Consider the following 24,651-nt stretch of genomic DNA (forward strand, 5'->3'; position numbering starts at 1 on the left):
TATACTCCATATATTGAAAAATTATTATTAGATTTAGCTAGACACTACAGATGTACAAATGTGACATCTTTATATCAAGCTAAAAATTACAAACCTTCACATTTTTAGATCTCCTTAACAGACCAACAACCAATCGTCCAAGTCCTATTATTACTATTATCCAAGGAAAATCCATTTAACGTATCCACAGAATGTAAATATCTAGTCGCCAAGAATTCTTCTTTAGATTTTTTACCTTTTAAATGAGTCACCACTGACACACTGCGGCCAATCTTCGAAACAAAATCTTGACCATAGCTAGGATTTGCCTCATCTAACCACACATAGCCCGGATCACATATAATCTTTATATTATTACCATCCGCTGAAAAAGTACCATGTGCGTAATATCTATTCTTATTTAAATGATCAACGATCTTCTGCAAAGTCAAGCTATTTAATTCCGTAGGGAACACATGCGTAGCACTACTACGAGCTACCGATGTATTTATCACAACAGGAGGTACATCTGTAGCTAGATCAACAGTTTTACCATCAATTGCAACCGTTCCAGATGCCCTTATTGTATTACTACCAACTGGTAGCTTAAATGCTGTGGAATTACTATTTTGAGTACAAACATTATCCTGACAGCTAGACCCTAATTCACTCTGAACTTCAGAATTATCAGCTAAACTTGCTCCAGCTGATGCATTCCATCCTACTGTTCCTTGAATATCATTTAGCGGAGTTTGGCTCAGCACTCTTTCTATAGTCTTACCTAAGATATTTGTATAGCGAGACACCTGAGTATCAGCTAGCTCAAACCTACACAAATCATTATTTTCATTACATTCGTCTACTATACGTAATTCATTTGCAGTCTCTGTCTTACCACAACTTCCTAATAACGTAGCAGTAGATACAATAGCTGCACTTATCAAAAGTTTCTTTTTCATTATCAATATGTTATTACTTTTCATATTTTATTAACTCCGTTATATATAATTGTTAAATATTTTTTTAAAAGTATTCTTCAAGAAGATTGAGAAAGATCAGGCAACATCATGATGAGACTAATCAATAACAAATCTCCATATCACATGATTACCAATCATCTTGCATTCACAACTTATTTAGACCACAATCTAGACATCACCTCCTTCTTCCTCTGCATTACCAATATCAGTATCATCATCTTCACACCAACAACCCCAATGATTTTTTAAACAAACAGAACAATTCATATACAAGACATCTATCACAGCAGCAGGCACAGCTGTTGACAGATCAACGGTTTTACTATTAACATTAACAATGCCAGATACCCTAATTACATTGTTACCAACAGGTATTTTGTACGCAGTAGGGTTAGCATTTATAGTACAATTATCATCCTGACAGCCAGAACCGAATTTATATACAACATCAGCATTATCAGCCTCTGTAGCATCCTGTGGCAGTATCCATGTAATTGATCCTTGACTATCACGCACTGGAGTTTGACTCTGCACCCTTTCTATAGTCCTACCCAAGACATTTGTATAGCTAGATACTTGAGCACTAACTAGCTCAAACCTACATAGAGCGCTATCATCATTAAATTCCATCAAAGTGTTATCTACAGTATTACATTGATATACTATGCGTAGTTCATTAGTAGTCTCTGTCTTACCACACCCCCCCAATAGTATACTTAGCAAGATTATTGCCACTCGAATAAGAAACTTTCTTTTAGTTATCATCATCTATCCATGCTCCATATTTATGCAACTTCTCAACGATTCACTAACAAAAGCAAGTATGCTTATCACCAGAACAGTCCGGACATTCCCAATCCAAAATATCTATCACAGCAGCAGGCACAGTTGTGACCAAATCAACAGTTTTACGATTAACTGTGCCGGTACCAGACACTCCTATCACATTATTACCAATTGGTAGCCAAAACGCGGTAGGGTTAGAGTTTTTGGTACAATTATTACCCTGACAACCAGAACCAAATTCATACACAACATCATTATTATCAGCCTCTCTAGCATCCTGTGGCAGTATCCATGTAATTAGTCCTTGACTATCACGCACCGTAGTTTGACTATGCACCCTTTCTACGACCTTACCTAAGACATTCGTATAGCGAGACACCTCAACATTAGCCAATTCAAATCTACACAGAGCATCCTTATCACCAACTCTCTCTACAAGACTACATTCATATAGCATGCGCAACTCACTAGTAGTTTCAGACCCACCACAACTTCCCAATAATAGCGCAGAAGACAATATTGCCGTCCCTATCAAAATTTTCTTTCTTTCCATTACCAAATTATTACGCTTCATAAATTAACCTCCATTACAGCTATATTAATTAAAATTTGAAAAAGTATAACATAATAATTTGCTGTAAAATTAATGAATTATTAATTGTTATTTTTTGCAAGATAAATGCTCATTTCCATTAAAATAAAGAATGTCAATAAGATGCAAAAAGAACGAAATAGCAATATTTTAAGACATGAACAAAGCATGTAGTAAGAAATAGTTTTATCCTCACCCACCAAAAAAATTCCACATGTATTGCGACACTTATGTTTATCACATCTACAAATATTTATCACTTTAACCATTACAGCTAAATATAAAATATTAAAATAAGAGCTTAACATAATAATTTGCTATATAATTAATGGATTATTAATTAATAATTTTGATATCCCAAAGCATCGCCTGAGGAAATCGAAGAATACTAGATTAATAGTTAATATCTAGCTAGTAAAAGCAATATTGATCCACTATAGGTAACTCTGCTGTGGCGTCACTGGTTCCATAATCCACTAATAAAAAGCTAAATAACATTATCGAAGTTAATAGTAACTTTGTTTTTTCCCTATCAATTGTTTTAAAAAGTACGTTATGCCCAAAACTATATTAAATATAATCGATTGATGTTTTTTTAGATTTAGAAATTTTTCTGATTTCATAATGAAGGATTAATTAATAATAGATATTTTAAGATTTAGTTGAGATAATCCCTCAAATTTTTATATATAAATTATTGTCTAGATAGTATTATCTTCTATAATAGTTTAAATAATTTCAGAATTGTAAAGGAAGATTATGGACTTTTTGAATTTCAGTATCCTAATATTTGCTTACTTGTTAGGATCTATAAATAGTGCGATCATCGTGTGCTATATATTTAGATTACCATCACCTCGCAGTGTTGGTTCTGGTAATCCTGGTACGACAAATGTTCTTAGAATTGGAGGTAAAATTCCAGCTGTAATTACGCTAATATTTGATATACTCAAGGGTTTAGTCCCAGTAGTTATTGCTAAAGTTCTAACAGGCAATGAGTTTATAACTGCATGCACAGCACTTTATGCAATTCTTGGTCATATTTTTCCAATATTTTTTGGTTTCAAAGGTGGTAAGGGTGTTGCAACACTTATAGGCACACTTTTTGGCTTTAGTTGGATCTTAGGATTAATATTTGTGATTACATGGTTATGTATAGCAGTAGTCACACGTTACTCATCATTATCAGCTTTAGTAGCTACCGTTATAGCGAGTTTTTCAGTAATATTTACATCAGACATACAAGTAGCTTTACCATTTTTGATAATAGCGATAATAATACTTGTAAAGCATAAAGGAAACATCCAAAGACTGATTAGTGGACAAGAAAGTAAAATTGGTGACAAAGCAAAGGCAAAAAATGATTCAAATTAAAAACTTAAAAAAAGAATATAGAACAAACAACACTAGTAATCTTGTTCTAGATAACATCAATCTAGAAATCAAACAAGGTGAAATATTTGGCATAATTGGTCATAGTGGTGCTGGTAAAAGTTCTCTTTTAAGATGCTTAAACTTACTTGAGCAGCCTACTGATGGCTCAGTTTTCATAGCTGATGAAAATATAACTAAGAAAAACTCAAAACAGCTACGCGAATTTCGTAAAAAAGTAGCAATGATATTTCAACATTTCAATCTGCTATCATCACGTAATGTTTTTGAAAATATTGCTCTACCACTTGAGATCCAAGGAATACCTAAGGGTGAAATCAAAAAAAGAGTTTTTGAGCTTTTAGATTTAGTTGAATTACCAAATAAAGCAAACGCATATCCACAAGAACTAAGTGGTGGTCAAAAGCAAAAAGTCGCTATAGCTAGAGCACTTGCATTAAATCCACTTGTACTACTATCTGATGAGGCAACATCTGCGTTAGATCCAACATCTACCAAACAAATCCTTGCATTACTCAAACGACTAAATAAAGAGCTTGGTTTAACAATAGTTTTAATCACTCATGAAATGGATGTAGTTAGAAAAATCTGTGATCGTGTTGCGATTATTGATAAAGGTAGGATTGCTGAAATGGGTAAGACTCTAGATGTGTTTTTAAATCCTCAAGCACCTGTCACTAGGTCATTTGTTGAAACAAGTATTCATACTAAAGTTCCAGATTTTATCGCTAAAAAGCTTCAGGACAATCCATATAGTTATAATAATACCTATCCCGTAGTGCAACTAACTTTTTATGGTGATAAAGGTAAAATGCCAATTATTGCTGAGATTTCTCGTCAGTTTAATGCTACAGCTAGTATTATCCAAGCAAATATTGAAACTATCCAAGATCAAATAGTCGGTATAGCAATTTGTCATATCACAGGTGAGCGTCAAGACTGGGAAAATGCCCTAAGATTTCTTTCAAACCAAGATGTTAATTTAAAGGTGCTAGGTTATGCAACAGCAGACAATATTTAGTTTACATGAGCTTAGCCAAATAGCTCAATCAACATGGGAAACTATTTTTATGGTTTTCATAGCTACTCTAGTAGCTGTAATTGGTGGGATATTATTAGGTATTTTACTTTATATCACTCAAGATAATAAAAATGTACTTGTTAAAGGCTTCAACAAAACTTTTAGTGTTATCATAAATATCACTAGAAGTATCCCATATATTATCTTACTAATTTTATTATATCCTTTAACTAAATTAATTGTTGGAACAACAATAGGTACTACTGCTTCGATAGTACCTCTTGCTATAGCTGCTCTACCATTTTATGCACGCTTGACAGAATCAGCTCTACGTGAGGTTGATAATGGTCTTATTGAAGCGGCAAAAGCAATGGGCGCAACTAAAAGACAGATAATATTCAAAGTACTGATACCAGAATCAAAAAATCTCTTGATAGATGCTGCCACTTTGACTTGTATTTCGCTAATTGGCTTCTCTGCTATGGCTGGTATCGTCGGTGGTGGAGGTCTTGGTGATCTAACCTATTTCAAAGGTTATAACTATGGCAATTATACGCTACTATTAGGCGGTGTAATTATGTTAGTTATACTTGTACAACTAACTCAGTCATTTGGTAATTATCTGGTTACCGCAAAAAAACTAACTTCTCTTTGGATTGTTATAGTTATTCTCCTAGTTGCTAGTGGTACTCAACTATATCTAAATGCATCAGCTGCTATAAATCCTAACCAAATAACGGTAGGATATATAACAAGTCCTCCTCAAGATAAAATCATGCAAGAAAGTAAGAAAATTGCTAAAGAACAATATGGACTTGATGTTAAGTTAGTTTCATTCGGAGATTACAATCTTCCAAATAGAGCATTAAATGACAATGAAATCCAAGCAAATGCCTTCCAACATATACCTTTCTTAGAAAATCAAAATAAGAAGTTTGGATATCATATCGTATCTATAGGCAAAACTTTTCTTTATCCAATGGGAATATATTCGAAAAAATATAAACACATTGATGAAGTTCCTGATGGAGCAACTATAGCGATACCTAACGACCCAACTAACCAAGGTCGTGCCCTTATGATATTAGAAGATGCTGGACTTATTAAGCTTCAAAAAGGTGTAACATGGAAAGCCACTCCAGATAATATAGTTAGCAACCCTAAAAACCTAAAAATTATTGCTCTACAAGCAGATCAAATTCCTAACAATCTAGAAGTCGTAGCATTAGGAATTATAAACAATGATTATTTATCAAAAGCAGGACTTACTCATAAAGATGCTTTATTTGTAGAACCAACTGACTCGCCATTTACTAACATTATTGCAGCAAACGCAGATCAGAAGAATAACCCCAAACTTAAAGAATATGTCAAAGCATTCCAAAGTCCTGCTGTTAAAAAAGTAGCTGCAGAAGTATATCCTGATGGTGCCGCAATTGCTGGATGGTAAAAATTATTATTTTATAATATAAACATATATGCTTTAATTATTCTAAATTATCAAAATAACAAATCTTAGTGTGATAAGTATAAACAAACAAATTGGTTGTATATTTCTAATTATAGGAACATCACTTGGAGGCGGTATCCTTGCGATACCAATGATTCTCTCGTACTTTGGCGCAATTATTGGCTCTATAATTATGTTTTTGATGTGGCTGCTAATGACATACTCGACACTAGCAGTTGCAGAAGCCTGTTTACATTTTGAGAAAGGTATTAGTTATCTAGGCTTAGCACATAAACTTTTCAAAAAACCCGGGATTGCTTTAGTCTATATTTGTGCATTTGGGATACTTTATGGTATGTTAGCAGCCTATATATCAGCAATAGGCTCATCTTTTGAAAGCTTATTAAACATAAACTATATAGTTATTGAAATAAGCTTTGTTATTATTTTTGGTGGTTTTATTTTAAAAGGTACAGGCTCTGCTGAATGGCTAAATAGAGTTTTTCTAAGTATAAAATTAATAATTATAGTTTTTATTATAATTTTACTATTTAAATCAATAAGTATAGCTAATTTAGATAGCTATAGCTTTAGTAACTTCAAACAACTAATCATAGCACTACCTATTTTAGCCACAACATTTTCAGCACACATAATAATCCCTAGTGTTGTAAATTATGTTGGACCGCACCCAAAAGATATTAAAAGAATTATCATAATTGCTTCACTTATCATATTAGCAATATATATATGCTGGATAATTTCAATATTTGGTAACATCGCAATTTATGGTAGTAAAAATAGCTTTGCAGAGATGCTTAAATCATTAAGTTCTGAAGATAGTGTCACTCAGCTTATCTATATTCTCAAAGCAAATATAAAATCCTCTGAGATTATAAGTTTTATATATGCCTTTATTACAATATCAGTAACTACGGCTTTTATAACTCTTTCGTTAGCTCTAAAAGATTTGATATTAGATAAATTCAAGATGGCTAATTTATCAAAACTAAATAAAAATGTCTTGCTAAGCTTTTTGCTTTTTATGCTACCCATAATACTAAATTATTATTTCAAAAAGCTTTTCTTAATCGCACTATCTATCGTTGGCTTATTCTCATTGATAATGCTCGTATCTTGCCCTTTATATATGGTTAGAATTTTACGCAAAAGTAACTATCAAATAATTTATAAATCGATGCAAAATAGTAAATTTAATAACTTAGCTCTACTTTGTACTATCATAATAATTATTTTCCAAATTGTAGATTATGTTGTTTAGTTATTCTTTTTATGCAGATAAGAATATAAAATATTTAATAGATAAACAACTAAAAGATTAGAAGGTGAAAATTATGCAACACTCATCAGGTTTTTTAAAATTAGTAGATGACGCAAAATCAAGAATACAAGAGTGTACTGTTGATGATATTCAACAAATGAATAAAACAGAAACACTCGATGGCTTACTTATAGATACTCGTGAAGAATCAGAATTTGCAAATGGCTATATTCCAAACGCAATTCATTTAAGTAAAGGAATTATTGAAAGTGCCATCGAATCAGCAGTTCCTAACAAAAACCAAAAAATGTATTTTTATTGTGGTGGTGGCTTTAGATCTGCTTTAGTCGCAGATAAGCTTCGCAAGATGGGTTATAAAAATGTCATCTCTGTCGATGGTGGATGGAGGGCATGGAATGCTAAAGGCTACCCTACAGTCTCGCCTAATCAATTCAAACCAAATGAGTTTTTAAAGCTTGTCAATAATGCGAAAGCCCAAGTAAAAGAATGTTCTACAACTGAACTTTACAATAAGATTAATTCTCAAGAGCTTGATGGTATAGTTTTTGATGTTAGAGAAGACTCTGAATTTAATAGATTTCATATTCAAGGAGCTACACACTTAAGCAAAGGGCAAATTGAAGTAAAAATTGAAAACTTAGTACCTAACAAAACTCAAAAAATATATTTGTATTGTGGCAGTGGTTTTCGTTCAGCTCTAGCAGCTGAAAGCTTGCAGCATATGGGTTATACAAATGTAGTTTCTGTAGCAGGTGGAATCAAGGACTGGCTAGCTAATAACTATCCAGTTTCTCAAGATTAAGGATAAAAATAATGTCATTTCGTATAGGTCATGGCTATGATGTTCATAAATTTACCTCAGCAAAACAAAATATTATTATTGGTGGAGTAGAAATTGCTTATCATCTAGGTCTTGAAGCTCATTCTGATGGTGATGTACTAATACATGCTCTCTGTGATGCAATTCTTGGTGCTTTAGGATTAGGTGATATCGGTAAGCATTTCCCTGATACAGATAATCAATTCAAAAATATTGATAGTAAATTTTTCTTAGCTGAAATAAAAAAAATGCTTGAAGATAAGCAATATTCGATTAGTAATATTGATTGTACTATAATAGCTCAGGCTCCTAAAATGCTGTCACATATTGGAAAGATGAGAGCATGCCTAGCAAATATCCTTGATATAGAGATTAGTCAAATAAATATCAAAGCAACTACAACTGAAAGATTAGGATTTATTGGTAGAGAAGAAGGTATTGCAACCCATGTGGTTTGTTTATTGTATAAATAGTTATTTCTTTGTACACTCTTCAAGATAGTTTGATACCTCTTCAAGTTCAGCTTGACAACAAAATATTGCCATATCGTTACTTTCTAGTTTTTCAACTAAAAACTTAACTCCATCAATCTCGCCATGAGAAATATATGTATTAGAAATATCATAGCCTTTATCTGCCAAATCTTTACGAATCAATAATGGCAACTCCAAAGGCTTAGCACCACGTAAATATTTTTCTGTTTCTTTTATAACGATAAAGTCCAAATTATGTTTAAGAACTATATCATTAATACCAGATATTAAATACTTACGATCACCAGTTGTACCAATCATCAAATATTTCTTACCACCCTTATCATAGGCTTTCACCATATTTAAAAGGGCTTCTATTCCAGCTTCATTATGAGCATAATCAAGTACAGCAACTTTATTATCCCATTCAAAAACATTAGCTCGACCTCTATTAACTTTCGGATCATTAGAATAACTTCTAAGTGCTTTTTCTATAACATCAAAACTAATGCCTAACTTAAACGATAAAGCTATAGCGATCATAGCATTTTCAATATTATGTTTAGCAAAGCCTCTAACAGTTAACGGTGCCTCTACAACTGGCAATATTACTTTTTTAGAATTTGCTTCAATCCAAACAAAATTACCATCTTCAACTATACAGGCATAATCTGCTTTCGACAAATAATACTCCATATCATACTGTTGTGGGTTCTGAGTAACTACTATTTTTGCGCAGCTAAGCTTATCAAATCTTTCTTTCATATATGAGTTATCAAGATTGATAACCCCATGTGAACCCTGACCTAAAGCGCGAAAAACTATCGATTTAGCCTCAGCAAGTTCTGCAACCGTCTCAATACCATCCTCACCTAAATGATCTGCCGAAACATTTGTCACTGCTGCAGCATTTACGTAAGTTTCTATCAGACCTCTTTTTAGTAAACCGCCTCTTGCAGATTCTAAAAGAGCTACTTCAACTTTTTTATTTGTCAGAACAAATTGATGGCCGGTTGGGCCTGAATAGTCACCTTCATCAATTAATTCATCATTTACTTTTACCCAATCTGTAGAAGTATATCCTGTAAGTTTACCTGCTACACGACAAATGTAATCTGTAAGTCTAATTGTAGTTGTCTTACCATTTGTGCCTGTAACAATAACTGCAGGAATATCATAAATATCCTGCCATGGAATATTATCTATCGAGTCATTATCTAAATCAAACTCATAACAGCCTCTACCAGAACCAATAAAAGCTTTATTTTTATCTCTAAAAGCATTAAAACCTTTTGATTTAGCAAGCTCATAAAGCTTACGATATGTAAGGTTTTTATCCTCATCTATCAATGGAATAAGCTTACGCTTTGCCTCCTCAATAGTTTTGAATACTCCAGTTTCAAAACCCTCTCGAGTAGATAGCCAGATAAAATCAATGACATCACAGGCAGGCATAATTATATCTACTGGAGCTGTCATTGCAAACCTAACACCATTATTAAAAAATTTATGAGTGATTTTAATATCTTGCCAATCAAGAGCTAATAAAATTCTATTAGCTTCTTGATAAAAAAGTTTTGTCAGCTCATCTCTATTGTCTACTAATGGTACATCTAATACTGTCCCTGTTTCTTTAAAGAACAAATTAGGACCAACTAGCCTACGTGAATAACCTTCAGGAATCATACAAGTCTCCTTCTAAAAAGACTATTTAATCATTATCTTCTTCATGATACACCACTCTTACACCACTATCATCAGAAATTATCCCAGCTTTTATCACTTGTGATATTTCTTCTGATAAACTAGGGTCTTGAGCTATTACAGAAGCAGAAAACATTTCTTGTTTCTCAAGTTTTTTATCTTTATTATCAAACTCTTGATCCTTATTAAAGTAGATGATTTGCTTCCAAGTTCTCTTTAGCTTATCAGCAAATATTACTACTAAGTCGCCTTCTTCTGCCATATTCAGTGCTGCATCTACCGCTTCTTTTTCACTTTCTATAATTTCAATATTATCAATAGATATACCTGCTTCAATTAATGCTTCTTTTAATATTCTTGGTACTTCATCTGGCGCTCTACCTCTAGTATCATCATCACGCTTACAGATAAAGTAGTCATAATAAGGTGCCGCAGTTTTTGCTAATTCGACAATATCTTCATCTCTTCTATCTCCTGGAGAAGCCAAGACACATATTTTTTTGCCAGCGAATTCCATATTCATAATCATTTGACTAACTAGTTTGATAGCAGCTGGATTGTGTCCATAGTCCATTAGTACTTTAAATGGATGCTCTTCAAACCAATTCATACGTCCTGGAGCTTGATAGAAGGATGTCACAAAAGTTCTTAAACCATCTCGCATATCATCTAAGCTCATCCCCATACTGTAGCATATACCTATTGCAAACATTGAGTTCTGAACGTTATGTATAGCTTTACCTTCCATAGTTGCTGGTATTAAGTGCGTCCATAATACCGGTATATGAATATGATTATCAAAGATTGTAATCATATCTCCATTTACACCCTTCTCAATAATACATGCCTTACCACCCGCACGGATATGCTGCTTAACTAAAGCATGCTCTGGGTTCATTGTCACATAGAAAATATGCTTAGCTGTAACTTTAGCTGACATTTTCAAAACATTAGGGTCATCTGCATTTAAAACTGCAACATCTTTCGCAGCTTCAACAACTATACTTTTTACTTTAGCTAAATCCTCTAAAGTATTAATACCCTTCAAGCCTAAATGATCAGCAGAAACATTTAAACAAGCTCCAACATTACAATAGTCGTAACCCAAACCGCTTCTTAATAGCCCACCTCTTGCAGTCTCTAAAATAGCCATCTCCACTGATGGATCTTTTAATACCATTTGTGCTGAAGCTGGTCCTGTAGTATCTCCCGCTACAGTAAGTTTACCATTAATGTAGACACCATCTGTAGTTGTTAAACCAACAACTTTACCGGCATTTTTCCACATATGTGCTACCATACGTGAAGTTGTAGTCTTACCATTAGTACCAGTAATTGCAGCAATAGGAATTCTCGCATTACCATACTCTCTAGGTATAAGCATATCAATAACAGCTCCAGCAACATCTCTTGGCTTACCTTCACTTGGTGCCACATGCATTCTAAATCCTGGTGCGGCATTACATTCACAAATTGCTCCGCCAATATCATGATAAGATTGTGAAATATCATCAATAAGGAAATCTACACCACCGACATCTAAACCAATTGCCTTAATCGCTCTTTCAGCCATATCCCTGTTATCCGGATGAACAATATCTGTCACATCTATTGCCGTACCACCAGTTGATAAGTTAGCTGTAGATCTTAGATAAAATACCTCACCATCTTTAAGAATAGTATTTTCATCATAACCAGCTGCTCTTAGCAATGTTCTTGCTTGATAGTCTAACTCTAACTTTGTTAGAACCTTCTCATGCCCAATACCTCTACGTGGATCTTGGTTAACTATTTCAACCAACTCTGCGATTGTATGCTTACCGTCGCCAACAACATGGCCAGGCACTCTCTTTGCAACAGCTATAAGCTTACCATCAACAACAAGCATCCTATGGTCAAAGCCTGTTACATATTGCTCTAATAACACATAACGTGAAACTTTATTAGCTTCAACAAATGCTTCTTTTATTTCTTCAATTGTCTTAAGATTTATTGAAATACCTCTACCATGATTACCATCTAATGGTTTAATAACCAAAGGAAAACCTAAAATTTTAGCTGCTCTTACAGCACCTTCTTCTGTTGTAACCATTCTTTGCTTTGGTACAGGCAAGCCTAAACTACTCAATATCGTGTTTGTCTGCTCTTTATCACATGATAGATCAACAGCAATACTAGTTGTTTTACCAGTAATTGTTGCTCTAATCCTTTGTTGATACTTACCATAACCAAATTGTACTAATGATTGATCATTTAGACGAATATATGGAATATCTCTTTTTTTCGCTGCTTCTACTAATGAAGCTGTACTAGGTCCAAACTCTTTACTTTGAGCAAATTTTATAAATCTAACCTTTTCATACTCAAAGTCAAAATCATCGTTTGTAAATTCTACTTGTTTTTTAAGGTTTTCTGGCAATAGAGATATCAACAAGTCTCTAGCTAATTCCATAGCTCTTAGACCAACATCCTTTTGCTTATACTCATAAACCATATTATAGTGACCTACTTCACCTGCTGATCTAGTACGACCAAATGTCACATCACTACCAGCCATACTTTGAAGCTCTAAAATCACATGCTCCCAAATATGTCCCATCCAAGTACCTTCATCCTCTCTTAATCTACGGATGAATCCGCCTTTTTCTCTATAAGAACAGCCATGCTCTTGTAGTCCTGGCAAGCTCTCTACAAGCTGATCTATAAACTTGTCACCAAGCTTCGCAGAAGGCCAGTTTTCTAGCACTCCTAGATCAATCTCATGTCTTATAACAGGAAAGTTAGCATAAATGTTAGGTCCCACATAAACATTAGTAGATAGTATTTTCATTCAAGGCTCCTTAGATATTCAATCTTGTATACACATAATATATACTTCATAAAACATAATACATAAAAAATATAATCAAAAGTAGCGGATTTTGATAAAACTATAAAAATTATAAGGAACATTATGAAATATGACTTTGGATTTATCGCAATTGGTGATGAAATAACAGATGGCGATATTATCAACACAAATTCAAGTGCATTTGCAAAACACCTTGCTAGCAAAGATTTTCAGATTGGTTTTCATGTAAGCTGTAAAGATAGTTATGATGATATTATAGCGAGTTTAGAGTTCTTAAAATCAACACATAAAAATATCATAACCATAGGTGGTTTAGGACCGACAGAAGATGATTTGACCACAGAAACAATTGCAAAATATTTTGATAAAAAGCTCGTTCTTGATCAGCCTTCTTGGCAAAGGCTAGAGCAAAGAATGCTCTCCAAGTATGGTAAAATTACTTTAGGAACTAAAAAACAAGCAATGTTTCCTCAAGGCTCACAAATTTTAATAAATACAAATGGTACCGCAAATGGCTTTAAACTAGAATTTGATACAGGTAGATATATCTATGCTTTCCCAGGGCCTCCTAAAGAATGTATTACTATGCTTGAAGGATTAAAACTAGCAAATACTCAACAAAATAAAAAAATTATCCGTAAAAGATGGAATGTCTTTAATATTGGTGAAAGCTTATTAGCCGAAAAATTACAAGTAATCAAAGATGTTTATTCTTTTGTTACATTCAAATATAGAATCGCAGATGGCTTTATAGAACTAAAATACTTCTACCCTGAAGGTTGTCCTCATAGTCAAAAAATAACTACAAGTGTAGAAGAAATTCTCAAGGATTACTTACAAACTTAAATTTAGCTGCTCTTTTTTATCAATAAACATAGCATCTATATCCCATGCTAATAGTTGTTTGACTTCACAATCAGTATGAACAGAATATACAAATATTTTGTCAAATTTACGTTTTAAATAAGTGACTCTTTGCTGATTTAAACAACTATAGTTAATAATAATCGCTAGATATCTATTTTGTTTATAATTTTTGTACAATCTTTTATCAATATAATTAAAGTCTCTAGGCCAATTTAGTGTATAAAAAAGTTTTCCTTGAGGATAATCTTTATATTTCTTCAAAAGTTTCATTACAAAATCTGAAAAACTTGATATTAATATTTTTGTTTTTAGATTTGGATATTCTTGAAGTATTTTAAATACGTTTTCCACTAACTTTTGCTGATATTTTTTATCTTGAGTACTTATTTTAAGCTCAAGATTTGTAAAAACATCATTCTCACTAGCCCAGTCAAGGTACTCTCTCAAAGTGGGAATTTTTGCTTTCACTTTTAAAACTGAATCAACAAGTTGTATTTGTTTTAGTTCAGCAAGTGTCATTTCTATAACATTTTTATCGCAGTCAGCAAATCTTTTAGGTGTTCTATCATGAAAAAGAAACAACTCACCATCGCTACTCATCTGAACATCAGTTTCAAACCAGCTAAAACCAGCATCTTTGGCAATTTGAAAAGCCTCAATAGTATTTTCAATAAAATCGCTATTGGCACCTCTGTGAGAAATAAATTTATCTACATGCATATACTTATTTATATTTACTGAATTACATCGCCGATTATACATCAAAAGCTATAGCCTCATAAGCTATTTTTGATTAATTTATCTTAAATATTTTGTTTTTTAATAATTATCTTAATCATGCTATAATTTTGTTACTATTTGAGGTTTATTTTATATAGATGATTGAAAATCCACATATCTGCAAAAAACTTGCTTCGCTATTACTTCACCGTAAACTTATTACAAAGCAACAGCTTGAAGAAATAAGTCACGGTAAGTCTTTAGCAAAACAAGACTTTTTAGAATACTTGATTGAGAATGAGATCATTGATAGTAAATCTTTCATGATAGAATCTGCAACATTATTACGTTTGCAATATATTGATTTAACTGCTATAAATGTAAAATTTTTACCTCAAGAATACTTTGACGTTGATTTTTGTCGCGAAAATCACTGTCTAGCACTATTTACACGCAAAAGGACTATTCATGTTGCAATAGCCAACCCTATTGAAAGTCAACAAATTCTCAAAAAACTTCGTAGTAGATATGATTGTGCATTCATACCAGTAGTTGCAGAGCTAAATTATCTTAAAGAAAAAATCGAAGAATATGAGCAGTATCTCAAAGATGAAGGACAAAGAGAGGATGACGCGAAGCTTAATGAAAGAATTGATGCAGGATCAGAGCTTGATATTGACTTTGTTGAAGAAGGTGAGCGTGAAGGCGATGCGATAATAGGTAGTGGTGAAGATGAAGAGGCTCCAATCATTCGCTTTATTAATAATACTATAGTTGATGCTATCCAAAAAGGCGCTTCTGATATACATTTTGAACCATATGAAAAAAACTTTCGCATTCGCTATAGGATAGACGGTCTTCTAATTGAGACTTTTAATACTAAGAAAAATTTAGCTCCTAAGGTTATTTCAAGACTTAAGATTATGTCAAGCTTAGACATTGCTGAAAAGAGGATTCCACAAGATGGTAAATTTAAAATTTCTCTTTCACGTGAAAAAGCCATCGACTTTCGTGTAAGTACATGCCCTATTAGTTTCGGTGAAAAAGTTGTACTACGTATTATTGACTAAGCTCAACACAAATACCAATAGAACAATTAGGTTTCTCAGAATCACAAAAAGAAACCTATCTTAAATACATTCAACAGCCTCAAGGCATGGTACTAGTAACAGGACCAACAGGTTCTGGTAAAACTGTTACCTTATATACAGGTATTAACATTCTTAATAAACCAGAAAAAAAATATTTCAACCGCCGAAGATCCTGTTGAGCTTATTGTAAAAGGTATTAACCAAGTAAGTGTTAATAATAAACAAGGACTTACCTTCGCAGCAGCACTTAAGTCTTTCCTACGTCAAGATCCAGATATAATCATGGTCGGGGAGATTAGAGATATCGAAACAGGTTCAATTGCAATCAAAGCTTCTCAAACAGGTCACTTAGTTATGTCAACCCTACATACAAACAGTGCTCCAGAGACATTAAACAGACTTGTGGATATGGGCTTGCCTCGATACAATATCGCTACATCTGTAACATTAATTATCGCTCAACGTCTAACTCGAAAGCTATGTCCTAAGTGTAAATTACCAGATACTGATACAGAATTTTCACTTCTTGTCGAAGATAGTGGTTTAAATGATGAGATATTAGCAAAAACATTTGGAACAACTCTAGATAAAGTAAAAAATGCTAAAATTTACAAAGCTAATCCCAAAGGTTGCCCTAGATGTTTTAAGGGTTACAAAGGCAGAATTGGTTTATATGAAGTTATGCCTGTATCAAGGCAAATATCAAGAATGATATTAGAAGATAAAAACACTATGGAAATTGCAATACAAGCACAAAAAGAAGGAATCGCTACTGTCAGACAATCAGCTCTAGTCAGGGTTGCTGAAGGTCTAACATCAATGGAAGAAGCATACCGCGTAAGTTAAAGGGAATAAAAAATATGCTATTTGGCAAAAAAGATAAAAATAAAATAACTATTACATCATGGAATTATAAAGCTAAGCTTAAAAGTGGTAAAAAAACTAAAGGTAGTATTGATGCTGACACCAAAGAGAAGGCAGAAATTCAATTAAGACAAAAGGGCTACTCTGATATCAAAGTCAAAAAACAACCTAAAGATCTATTACCTAAGAAAATATCCTATCAAGATATTACAGAAATGACGCGTCAGCTAGCGACAATGACCAAAGCTGGTATTCCTATAATCAAGTCATTTGAAGTATTTATTATGGGTATTCGTAAGCATCCACGCCTTAAAATATTAGCTATTGAGATAAAACAAGCAATTGAAGGTGGTGAATCATTTTCAAAAGCCCTTAGTAACTTTCCTAAGATATTTGATAAGTTATATGTTGGTCTTATTACTGCTGGTGAAGAATCAGGAAATCTTGATTTAATGCTTAATAAAATTGCTGATCAGCGTGAAGCACTGCAAAGTATCAAAAAGAAAGTAAAAAAAGCACTATCTTACCCAATTATAGTATGTATTATCGCTGCTGGGGTTACAGGTATCTTATTAACATTTGCTGTACCAGCCTTCTCGGCGATGTTTATAAATTCAGGAAAACCACTACCTGCAATTACACAATTAACTGTTGATGCCTCTAACTTTATGCAAAACTCATGGTGGAAAATTATTCTGGCAATATTTATCACAATAACAGTTTATAAATCACTAAAATTTAGATTTCCTAAAATCCAAATTGCCCAAGATCATTTTATGTTAAAAGTACCAATAATTGGTGAAGTTGTATTTAAATCATCACTAGCAAGATTTGCTAGTACTTTAGAGATAACTGTCCAATCTGGTATGAGTCTGACACGTGCACTAGATATGGTGTCTCTTGCAACAGGAAATGCAAAGTACGACCAAGCAGCTTTAGATATTAAAAAGAGCATTAATGAAGGTGCCTCATTTAAAGAAGCAATCGTTGAGACTGGAAACTTCCCATTTCTAGTTGAACAAATGATTGCTGTAGGTGAGGAATCAGGTGCTCTAGAGACAATGCTAGGAAACCTAAATAGAGTATACCAAGAAGAAGTAGATACATTAGTAGGAAGTTTAAGCTCAATGCTTGAACCTTTGATTATGATTGTATTAGGTGGCGTTGTTGGTTTTCTCGTAGTTAGTATGTATATGCCGATGTTTCAAATGGGTGATGCGATATAAATCAATAAAACCCTTTATCTACAATAGTTTATTTAAATATTAATATAATTTTGTGTGTAAGATTGTGATAATGTTTGCAAAAGTTATAAGTATATTTCTAAATAAATCCCTCTTTGAGTATGCTAATAATATTCCATATCAGAGACATATAACCCTTTAATATCGATTATTTTAATCTGGCCAATGCCAATTCGGCTTATCGAGTAAACCTTGCCCTAATATTTTAGTTTGACCTAACTGTTTCTCAAGCTGGATTAAATTACTTTCTTTTGATTCTCTTAGAGCTGATACTAATCTATTTGCGTGAGAAACTATCCATATCTGTGTTTTGTCAGAAGCTTTAATAATAAGTCTTGCTAATGCTGGTAACAAATCAGGATGTAGACTAGTCTCAGGTTCATTTAAAACCATCAATTCCGGAGGTCTTGGCGTTAGAAGAGCAGCAACCCACAATAAATAACGCAAAGTTCCATCTGAAAGCTCAGAAGCAGATAATGGTCTTAACAGCCCTTCTTGATATAGCTCAACTATAAAATGACCATTCTCATACTTTTTTATTCCTATCCTACTTCCTGGAAAAGCATCTTCTATAGCCTCTTCTAGTGCTTGATTATCCCCTATCTCTATGATTGTTTGCAGAACGGCGGCTAAATCATGCCCATCTTGGCTTAAGACAGGTGTACGTGTACCTAATTGAGGTAACCTTGCCGGAGCATCTTTATCACTTCTAAAATGATCATAAAATCTCCAACCTTTTACTTTCTCACGCAACTGAATAAGTTCTGGAGTTTTGTCTATATATACAGCCTGAGTAAATATACTTTCAAAGACTGGAGTATATTGCTCAATAACTTCCCATTTACGACCATCTCTAACTTTAACTAAAGACCCTGTTCTATCTATCAAAGCAGAAGGTACTTTGTATATATCTCCCGCCCAAATAGTTTCTCTTTTTATTTCTGGATCAAGAGAAAATGCTGATAGTGATGGCTCAGGATATCCTAAGGAGATTGAATATCCAAATAAATCATCAGCAAAACCCAAACGTAGTCTAGCAAAATTTTGCTTTGAACTACCTTGTATTGGAACCTCTCCTTTTACCATTTGTCTAGATATTTTCTCAGGACCTGCCCAAAATGTCGTATTTAAGCCACCTTCTTTAGCCAAAGAATGAATTACTCCTCCCTCGGCAGTTTCTGCTAAAAGCCTAAGAGCTTTGTATAGATTTGATTTACCACTGGCATTTGCGCCTGTGATTATATTGAGCTTTTTCAATGGAACTACCAAATCAAATAAGGAACGGTAATGATTTATAGCTAATACTTTAAGCATGTTGAGTAATTTTAATTATGAATTTTTATCATAATGATGACATTTACACTTATCTTTATTTGAGCTAGTGGAAGATGGTTCCACTAAAGATACTAGCGCAGTCTCAACATTTTCATATTGATAAGATTTAGAGAATTCGATACGCTCTATTTGATAATTTGTAGAGTTTTTATCATTGAATTCTTTAACATAATTTTCGATTTCTTTATATTTCTTAATATATAGTTCTTTTTTATCTCCATTAACTTTTATATCCAAATTAAAGCTAAAGTGTTTACCACTATCATGAGAACAAGCTAATGCAAAGCCGAAGAATAAACAAAAAACTATACAAACAATACTTTTTTTTAACATCCTAATCTCCCTAAAATTATGGTTGACTATAAGACCAGAATAATCTATTTGCATCATCTCCTGGACTAAACTCTACTTCTCTGTTGTCTATATACTCACCATATCTTGAGTTTATGAATTCTCTATCAGGTGGGACGTACGCAGCTCCTTGAGCACGCTCCTCTTCAACTTCAGGACCATCCCACATATTCGGCCCACCGTAGTTTACAAACGAATAGCCTAATACAGAGGTCATAAGTCCTACTGACATTAAAATAATTTTCTTCATATCCAACATATCTCCTATAATAGAATAATAATTCTAATCTCATTATAACTTGTTTACAGACTTATATGAAAAAAATTTAACTTTAGCAATGAGATTATTTGCTAAAATTACTTTTATATTAGAATTAAAACTAGTAAAAATATGCAACAATATGGTAGCAAATATAACAAACGAGCTATTCTATTAGTCAATCTTGGAACTCCAGACAATTATGATACCAAATCAATAAAAAGATATTTAAGAGAATTTTTGTCTGATCGTAGAGTAATAGAAGCTAACCCTATACTATGGAAGCTAATTTTAAACTTAATTATTTTACCGATTCGTTCTAAGAAAAATGTTCACACATATGAAACTGTTTGGAATAAACAACATAATAAATCTCCACTATTATTCTACACAGAAAATCTAGCAGATAAATTGGATAAAAAACTAGATAACTATATAGTTGATTGTGCCATGCGTTATGGCAATCCAAGTATAGAAAGTAAAATTAAAAACCTCCAAGATCAAGGCGCTACTGAAATAATAATATTTCCTCTATATCCGCAATATTCTGCTACTACTACAGCAACAGTATATGATGAGGTTTATAGAGTTTTAGCAAAACTAAGATGGCAACCTACTATTAAGGGAATAAATCCTTACTATGATAATAAGTTTCATATTAAAGCGATTAGCCGACAGATTAAAGAACATCTACAAAATTTGGTTTCATCTCCAGATATAATTTTGTTTTCATTCCATGGTTTACCAAAAGAGTATTTTGATAAGGGTGATCCCTACTACTGCCATTGTCATAAAACTTATCGTTTAGTTAAAGAAGATTTACAAAATGAATATCCAAGTATAGATTTTGAACTATCCTTCCAATCTCGCTTCGGACCTAAGAAATGGTTAGAGCCATATACTACCATAAAATTAGAAGAGTTTGCTAAACAAAATAAGAGCGTAGTTGTTATTGCTCCAGGATTTAGTGCTGATTGTTTAGAAACATTAGAAGAACTAGCAATTTCAGAAAAAGAAAACTTTATTGAAAAAGGTGGTAAAGAATTTAGTCTAATACCATGTTTAAATGACTCTAATCAACATGTCGATATGTTATACAATATAATAAATGAGGAAATATGTCTAAGAAAGTAGCCATACATTGGTTTCGTCAAGATTTGCGCTTAGCAGACAATCCTGCCCTGTATCATGCTAGCCAAGCGGATGAAACGATTACAATATTTATACTAGATGAAAATCAAGATATAGGTGGTGCAAGTAAACTTTGGCTTCACCATTCTTTAAGCAACTTAAATAGATCTCTAGATAATAAACTCAATTTTTTTAGTGGTAACCCTCTAGAAATTATAAAGAAACTTATCAAAGAAAATAAAGTTACTGATTTCTATTGGAATAGATGTTATGACAAATATAGCATAAATAGAGATACTCAGATTAAACAATTTCTACAAGAACAGAGCATAAATGTAAATAGTTTTAATGGAAGTCTACTTATCGAACCATGGCAGTGTAAAAAAGATGATGGTAGTCACTATAAAGTCTATACTCCATTTTATAAAGAACTTATAAAAATTAGAAAATATCAACCGAACATCAAAAAAGCTGTCTTTAGTAGACTAATAAAATTAGCTAGCTCTGATACCTTAGATTCGCTAAAACTACTAGAGCCAAAACTAACTTGGCAAAACATCATCAAACAATGGCAAGTTGGTGAAAAAGCTGCTGCACAGCTACTTGAGCAATTTTTAACTACTAAGATTAAAGATTATAAAATTGCTCGTGACTATATGAGTACAGATGCAACATCAACTCTATCACCATATTTACATTTTGGTGAGATATCTCCTAACCAAATCTTCAATGCTGTACAAAGTTTAGACTCTATAGGTAATAATGAGGAACATTTCATTAAAGAACTAGTTTGGCGAGATTTTTCTTATTATCAAATATACTACTACCCTGAGCTTCATAATAAAAACATTAATCAAAAATTTGATAATTTCGCATGGGATAATAACGCTACTCTTCTCAAAAAATGGCAAAAAGGTCAAACAGGTATTCCGATAGTTGATGCAGGTATGCGCCAACTATGGCAAACTGGCTATATGCATAATCGCGTACGTATGATAGTTGCTAGTTTTCTTATCAAAAACTGTCTTATACACTGGAAATATGGAGAAAAATGGTTTTTTGATACTTTGTTTGATGCTGATTTTGCTAGTAATAACGCTAACTGGCAATGGGTCGCAGGCTGTGGTTTAGATGCAGCACCCTACTTTAGAATTTTTAATCCAGTGTTACAAGCTGAGAAATTTGAAGCTTATGAATATATCCGTAAATATGTACCAGAATTAAAGCTTTTGCCAAATAAATTAATTGCCAAACCATGGGAAGCTAGTCAACTAGTATTACAAGAGGCTGGTATAATTTTAGGTCAAAACTATCCACATCCTATAGTTGATCTTAAAAAATCTCGTGACAGAGCTTTACAACTACACAATCAAATAAAGTAAATTCAACTGTCACTTATGAGTAAAGATTATTATAAGCCTAGAAAAATTTAGATTAGTTTATAATATAAAACTTAGTTTAGAATTTTTGTTTAGAAATTGTCAAAAATTTATTTTATTATTATTTTTTGTTTGTAGAACCACCCTTTTTACCCATTTCAGAAAACGCGTCTGAGTCATCCTCTTTTCTGGTTTGAGCAGCTTTCTTGGCTATATTGCTCTCTTCTTCAGCAGACTTATTGTGTCGCTCTTGAGCGCCTTTTTTACCCATATCAGAAAACGCGTCAGGATCATGCTCTTTTCTTGTTTGAGACGCTTCTTTAGCCCTATTTGAACTATTTTTTTCATTGTAAGCCATAATCAATTCTCCCCTTACTTTTGTTTATTGACTTCAATCAAATATAAATCAAAATTAATAAATGATTTATATTTTCAAATATAACCTTAACATAAAGAATATTTTATGTATAGTTTATATAGCATCTAAAATCTATATTATTTAATATCATCTAGGTAAATAATATAAATTTTTAAAAGAAAATTTGACTAGAAAACCCAGTTGCACTTTTTATATCCATGTTAAATACATAAGTTTTATCTATACTTAACCCACCAAATAATCAAGATAGCTACAATCTATTAACTTAACTATATATATAATAATTATTAATTATACATATTCAATAATTAAAATATGCTGTAGAAAAGTTTATGTGGTTGTTTGCGGCTGTTACGATAGAAATATCATAAAAAAAGGGAATTAAAGAAATGGTTATAAAAAAAATGAATGTACAAAGCTTGAAAAACAAGCTTTTGATCAATAAAAAAGGAGTTTATATGAAAAAAACTAAGCTAAAAAGTACTCAAGCTACTCTTCCAAAAATAGGAAAATATGTAGGTATAATATTAGTTATTAGTGTATTTTCTGCAGGTTACTCCGCTGAAAATGATAACTCAAGCTCTTGGGATAATTTTCAAGAAAAAGTGAGTGATACTAGTGATGCTGTAGCTACTAAAACTAAAAAGGCATATTACAAAACTAAAGATGCTTTAAGTGATACCGGTGATGCTGTAAATACCAAAACTAAGAAGGCATATTATAAAGCGAAAGATGCTATAACTCCTGAGCCTTCGGATGAGATTGCTAAAGTAAATGATTAGCAATATTAGAATACATCAAATATTAAGTAAGTAACCTAGATAAGGAAACAAGTTATGAAAGATTTAATATTATCAGCAACTACACTTATAGGTGATGATGTAGTTAATTATGACGGAGAGAGCCTAGGTGAAGTAAAAGAGATTATGCTCGACACCAATACAGGAGAGGTAGCATATGTAGTGGTATCATTTGGAGGTTTTCTAGGAATGGGAGATAAGCTATTTGCTGTTCCAATGACAGCTTTTGAAATTGATACAGCAAATAAACAATTTAAGCTTGATAAATCAAAAGAAGAGTTGAAGCAAGCGCCTGGCTTTGATAAAAATAACTGGCCAGAGACTAACTCGGAGTATTGGATAGGCAGCCTTATAAGAGACTTTTACAAGTAAGTAAAGAAAAGTATTTATTTTTGTTGAAATTAGCAAAATTAAGTACTATAAAATGCAAAAATGATAAGGAGAATTATCATGAAAAAGACAAAACTAATTCTAGTAAGTATATTGTTAGCTGGTGGTTTAGTTTCTGGTTATTCAGAAGAAAATAGTAATACCTCAATATTTAAAACTGCCAACCACAATGAACAAAAGGTATCAAATTTAGCATTACCAGCAAGCTATCTTATAGGGGAAAAGGTAGTTAACTATAAAGGTGAAAATTTAGGTAAAGTAAAAGAAATTATGATTAATCCTACTACAGGTAAAGTAGCATATGTAGTTGTATCCTATGGAGGATTTTTAGGAATGGGAGATAAATTGTTCGCTTTTCCAATAAAAGCTTTCAAGATTGATACGGCAAACTCACAATTTAAAATTAAAAAATCAAAAGAAGAATTAGAAGAAGCTCCTGGCTTTGATAAAAACAATTGGCCAGAGACCTCTTCAGATTACTGGTAAGTTA

At 32.7% G+C, this 24,651-nt stretch carries 23 protein-coding genes and 1 pseudogene; 14 read left to right on the plus strand and 10 right to left on the minus strand.

Annotation, left to right across the window (positions count from 1 at the left end):
• Window positions 1–104 precede the first annotated feature (104 nt).
• The 3 genes from FSC454_RS06355 to FSC454_RS06365 all read right to left on the minus strand — a co-directional run bounded on the left by FSC454_RS06355 (window position 105) and on the right by FSC454_RS06365 (window position 2,319).
• Window positions 105–962, minus strand: coding sequence for a DUF3281 family protein (locus tag FSC454_RS06355; RefSeq protein ID WP_066046164.1), 858 nt, complete (start codon window positions 960–962; stop codon window positions 105–107).
• Between the two features lie 165 nt (window positions 963–1,127).
• A complete protein-coding gene (locus FSC454_RS06360; RefSeq protein ID WP_066046167.1) occupies window positions 1,128–1,727 on the minus strand; it encodes a DUF3281 family protein in 600 nt (199 codons plus the stop codon).
• 40 nt (window positions 1,728–1,767) lie between these two features.
• Window positions 1,768–2,319, minus strand: coding sequence for a DUF3281 family protein (locus FSC454_RS06365; RefSeq protein WP_066046170.1), 552 nt, complete (start codon window positions 2,317–2,319; stop codon window positions 1,768–1,770).
• A gap of 777 nt (window positions 2,320–3,096) precedes the next feature.
• Between FSC454_RS06365 and plsY the strand changes: the two genes are divergently transcribed.
• The 6 genes from plsY (at window position 3,097) to ispF (ending at window position 8,796) form a co-directional block, all read left to right on the plus strand.
• Window positions 3,097–3,711: a glycerol-3-phosphate 1-O-acyltransferase PlsY gene (gene plsY / locus FSC454_RS06370; RefSeq protein ID WP_066046173.1), complete on the plus strand. Its 615-nt coding sequence runs from the start codon at window positions 3,097–3,099 to the stop codon at window positions 3,709–3,711.
• On the plus strand, window positions 3,698–4,750 hold the full coding sequence (locus FSC454_RS06375; protein WP_066046177.1) for a methionine ABC transporter ATP-binding protein: 1,053 nt from the start codon (window positions 3,698–3,700) through the stop codon (window positions 4,748–4,750). The genes plsY and FSC454_RS06375 overlap by 14 nt, the downstream gene beginning before the upstream one ends.
• Window positions 4,728–6,200: a MetQ/NlpA family ABC transporter substrate-binding protein gene (locus tag FSC454_RS06380; RefSeq protein WP_066046180.1), complete on the plus strand. Its 1,473-nt coding sequence runs from the start codon at window positions 4,728–4,730 to the stop codon at window positions 6,198–6,200. The genes FSC454_RS06375 and FSC454_RS06380 overlap by 23 nt, the downstream gene beginning before the upstream one ends.
• Before the next feature lie 70 nt (window positions 6,201–6,270).
• Window positions 6,271–7,482 carry an aromatic amino acid transport family protein gene (locus tag FSC454_RS06385; protein ID WP_066046183.1) on the plus strand — a complete coding sequence of 404 codons (1,212 nt, stop codon included), beginning with the start codon at window positions 6,271–6,273 and terminating at the stop codon, window positions 7,480–7,482.
• Window positions 7,483–7,555: 73 nt separating this feature from the next.
• Window positions 7,556–8,305 carry a rhodanese-like domain-containing protein gene (locus FSC454_RS06390; protein WP_066046186.1) on the plus strand — a complete coding sequence of 250 codons (750 nt, stop codon included), beginning with the start codon at window positions 7,556–7,558 and terminating at the stop codon, window positions 8,303–8,305.
• 11 nt (window positions 8,306–8,316) lie between these two features.
• Window positions 8,317–8,796 carry a 2-C-methyl-D-erythritol 2,4-cyclodiphosphate synthase gene (ispF, locus tag FSC454_RS06395; protein ID WP_066046189.1) on the plus strand — a complete coding sequence of 160 codons (480 nt, stop codon included), beginning with the start codon at window positions 8,317–8,319 and terminating at the stop codon, window positions 8,794–8,796.
• On the opposite strand, the gene FSC454_RS06400 is transcribed toward ispF, so the two are convergent.
• Entirely contained in the window at window positions 8,797–10,482 is a 1,686-nt protein-coding gene (locus tag FSC454_RS06400) for a Mur ligase family protein (RefSeq protein ID WP_066046192.1), read from the minus strand.
• A gap of 25 nt (window positions 10,483–10,507) precedes the next feature.
• Window positions 10,508–13,330, minus strand: a complete 2,823-nt coding sequence (gene cphA / locus FSC454_RS06405) for a cyanophycin synthetase (RefSeq protein WP_066046195.1) — start codon at window positions 13,328–13,330, stop codon at window positions 10,508–10,510.
• Between the two features lie 123 nt (window positions 13,331–13,453).
• Between cphA and FSC454_RS06410 the strand changes: the two genes are divergently transcribed.
• A complete protein-coding gene (locus FSC454_RS06410) occupies window positions 13,454–14,197 on the plus strand; it encodes a competence/damage-inducible protein A (RefSeq protein WP_066046198.1) in 744 nt (247 codons plus the stop codon).
• Here the strand turns inward: FSC454_RS06410 and FSC454_RS06415 are convergent.
• Entirely contained in the window at window positions 14,186–14,938 is a 753-nt protein-coding gene (locus tag FSC454_RS06415) for a glycerophosphodiester phosphodiesterase family protein (RefSeq protein ID WP_066046201.1), read from the minus strand. The two genes, FSC454_RS06410 and FSC454_RS06415, sit on opposite strands and share 12 nt — an antisense overlap.
• 158 nt (window positions 14,939–15,096) lie before the next feature.
• Here FSC454_RS06415 and pilB point away from each other — a divergent pair.
• Both pilB and FSC454_RS06425 read left to right on the plus strand, forming a co-directional pair.
• A pseudogene (gene pilB / locus FSC454_RS06420) lies at window positions 15,097–16,875 on the plus strand (type IV-A pilus assembly ATPase PilB).
• Window positions 16,876–16,889: 14 nt separating this feature from the next.
• Window positions 16,890–18,119: a type II secretion system F family protein gene (locus FSC454_RS06425; protein ID WP_003036879.1), complete on the plus strand. Its 1,230-nt coding sequence runs from the start codon at window positions 16,890–16,892 to the stop codon at window positions 18,117–18,119.
• A 171-nt stretch (window positions 18,120–18,290) separates the two neighbouring features.
• Here the strand turns inward: FSC454_RS06425 and FSC454_RS06430 are convergent, their stop codons facing one another.
• Genes FSC454_RS06430 through FSC454_RS06440 form a run of 3 tightly spaced genes read right to left on the minus strand, consistent with a single transcriptional unit; the run spans window position 18,291 to window position 20,073 of the window.
• Window positions 18,291–19,451, minus strand: coding sequence for an AAA family ATPase (locus FSC454_RS06430; protein WP_066046208.1), 1,161 nt, complete (start codon window positions 19,449–19,451; stop codon window positions 18,291–18,293).
• Window positions 19,452–19,466: 15 nt separating this feature from the next.
• Complete coding sequence (locus tag FSC454_RS06435; RefSeq protein WP_066046211.1) at window positions 19,467–19,805, minus strand: FPM13 family metalloprotein; 339 nt, start codon at window positions 19,803–19,805, stop codon at window positions 19,467–19,469.
• A gap of 16 nt (window positions 19,806–19,821) precedes the next feature.
• On the minus strand, window positions 19,822–20,073 hold the full coding sequence (locus tag FSC454_RS06440) for a hypothetical protein (RefSeq protein WP_044247309.1): 252 nt from the start codon (window positions 20,071–20,073) through the stop codon (window positions 19,822–19,824).
• Between the two features lie 141 nt (window positions 20,074–20,214).
• On the opposite strand from FSC454_RS06440, the gene hemH reads away from it, so the two are divergent.
• Both hemH and FSC454_RS06450 read left to right on the plus strand, forming a co-directional pair.
• Window positions 20,215–21,216, plus strand: coding sequence for a ferrochelatase (gene hemH, locus FSC454_RS06445; protein ID WP_066046214.1), 1,002 nt, complete (start codon window positions 20,215–20,217; stop codon window positions 21,214–21,216).
• Entirely contained in the window at window positions 21,201–22,595 is a 1,395-nt protein-coding gene (locus FSC454_RS06450; protein WP_066046215.1) for a cryptochrome/photolyase family protein, read from the plus strand. Before hemH ends, FSC454_RS06450 begins: the two co-directional genes overlap by 16 nt.
• A 118-nt stretch (window positions 22,596–22,713) precedes the next feature.
• On the opposite strand, the gene FSC454_RS06455 is transcribed toward FSC454_RS06450, so the two are convergent.
• Entirely contained in the window at window positions 22,714–22,950 is a 237-nt protein-coding gene (locus tag FSC454_RS06455; RefSeq protein WP_066046217.1) for a hypothetical protein, read from the minus strand.
• A gap of 479 nt (window positions 22,951–23,429) precedes the next feature.
• On the opposite strand from FSC454_RS06455, the gene FSC454_RS06460 reads away from it, so the two are divergent.
• The 3 genes from FSC454_RS06460 (at window position 23,430) to FSC454_RS06470 (ending at window position 24,647) form a co-directional block, all read left to right on the plus strand.
• Window positions 23,430–23,753, plus strand: coding sequence for a hypothetical protein (locus tag FSC454_RS06460; protein ID WP_231865160.1), 324 nt, complete (start codon window positions 23,430–23,432; stop codon window positions 23,751–23,753).
• A 54-nt stretch (window positions 23,754–23,807) separates the two neighbouring features.
• Complete coding sequence (locus tag FSC454_RS06465) at window positions 23,808–24,143, plus strand: PRC-barrel domain-containing protein (RefSeq protein WP_066046427.1); 336 nt, start codon at window positions 23,808–23,810, stop codon at window positions 24,141–24,143.
• A 78-nt stretch (window positions 24,144–24,221) separates the two neighbouring features.
• Window positions 24,222–24,647, plus strand: a complete 426-nt coding sequence (locus tag FSC454_RS06470) for a PRC-barrel domain-containing protein (RefSeq protein WP_066046426.1) — start codon at window positions 24,222–24,224, stop codon at window positions 24,645–24,647.
• Window positions 24,648–24,651 lie beyond the last annotated feature (4 nt).

The organism is Francisella hispaniensis FSC454, assembly GCF_001885235.1.
In the GTDB taxonomy this organism is placed as follows: Bacteria; Pseudomonadota; Gammaproteobacteria; order Francisellales; family Francisellaceae; genus Francisella; species Francisella hispaniensis.

Bases quoted from the DNA above. Each gene is read 5' to 3' on its own strand.
- FSC454_RS06355 (WP_066046164.1), bottom strand. From the start codon at position 962: ATGAAAAGTAATAACATATTGATAATGAAAAAGAAACTTTTGATAAGT.
- FSC454_RS06360 (WP_066046167.1), bottom strand. From the start codon at position 1,727: ATGATGATAACTAAAAGAAAGTTTCTTATTCGAGTGGCAATAATCTTG.
- FSC454_RS06365 (WP_066046170.1), bottom strand. From the start codon at position 2,319: ATGAAGCGTAATAATTTGGTAATGGAAAGAAAGAAAATTTTGATAGGG.
- plsY (WP_066046173.1), top strand. From the start codon at position 3,097: ATGGACTTTTTGAATTTCAGTATCCTAATATTTGCTTACTTGTTAGGA.
- FSC454_RS06375 (WP_066046177.1), top strand. From the start codon at position 3,698: ATGATTCAAATTAAAAACTTAAAAAAAGAATATAGAACAAACAACACT.
- FSC454_RS06380 (WP_066046180.1), top strand. From the start codon at position 4,728: ATGCAACAGCAGACAATATTTAGTTTACATGAGCTTAGCCAAATAGCT.
- FSC454_RS06390 (WP_066046186.1), top strand. From the start codon at position 7,556: ATGCAACACTCATCAGGTTTTTTAAAATTAGTAGATGACGCAAAATCA.
- ispF (WP_066046189.1), top strand. From the start codon at position 8,317: ATGTCATTTCGTATAGGTCATGGCTATGATGTTCATAAATTTACCTCA.
- FSC454_RS06400 (WP_066046192.1), bottom strand. From the start codon at position 10,482: ATGATTCCTGAAGGTTATTCACGTAGGCTAGTTGGTCCTAATTTGTTC.
- cphA (WP_066046195.1), bottom strand. From the start codon at position 13,330: ATGAAAATACTATCTACTAATGTTTATGTGGGACCTAACATTTATGCT.
- FSC454_RS06410 (WP_066046198.1), top strand. From the start codon at position 13,454: ATGAAATATGACTTTGGATTTATCGCAATTGGTGATGAAATAACAGAT.
- FSC454_RS06415 (WP_066046201.1), bottom strand. From the start codon at position 14,938: ATGCATGTAGATAAATTTATTTCTCACAGAGGTGCCAATAGCGATTTT.
- FSC454_RS06425 (WP_003036879.1), top strand. From the start codon at position 16,890: ATGCTATTTGGCAAAAAAGATAAAAATAAAATAACTATTACATCATGG.
- FSC454_RS06430 (WP_066046208.1), bottom strand. From the start codon at position 19,451: ATGCTTAAAGTATTAGCTATAAATCATTACCGTTCCTTATTTGATTTG.
- FSC454_RS06435 (WP_066046211.1), bottom strand. From the start codon at position 19,805: ATGTTAAAAAAAAGTATTGTTTGTATAGTTTTTTGTTTATTCTTCGGC.
- FSC454_RS06440 (WP_044247309.1), bottom strand. From the start codon at position 20,073: ATGAAGAAAATTATTTTAATGTCAGTAGGACTTATGACCTCTGTATTA.
- hemH (WP_066046214.1), top strand. From the start codon at position 20,215: ATGCAACAATATGGTAGCAAATATAACAAACGAGCTATTCTATTAGTC.
- FSC454_RS06450 (WP_066046215.1), top strand. From the start codon at position 21,201: ATGTCTAAGAAAGTAGCCATACATTGGTTTCGTCAAGATTTGCGCTTA.
- FSC454_RS06455 (WP_066046217.1), bottom strand. From the start codon at position 22,950: ATGGCTTACAATGAAAAAAATAGTTCAAATAGGGCTAAAGAAGCGTCT.
- FSC454_RS06460 (WP_231865160.1), top strand. From the start codon at position 23,430: ATGAAAAAAACTAAGCTAAAAAGTACTCAAGCTACTCTTCCAAAAATA.
- FSC454_RS06465 (WP_066046427.1), top strand. From the start codon at position 23,808: ATGAAAGATTTAATATTATCAGCAACTACACTTATAGGTGATGATGTA.
- FSC454_RS06470 (WP_066046426.1), top strand. From the start codon at position 24,222: ATGAAAAAGACAAAACTAATTCTAGTAAGTATATTGTTAGCTGGTGGT.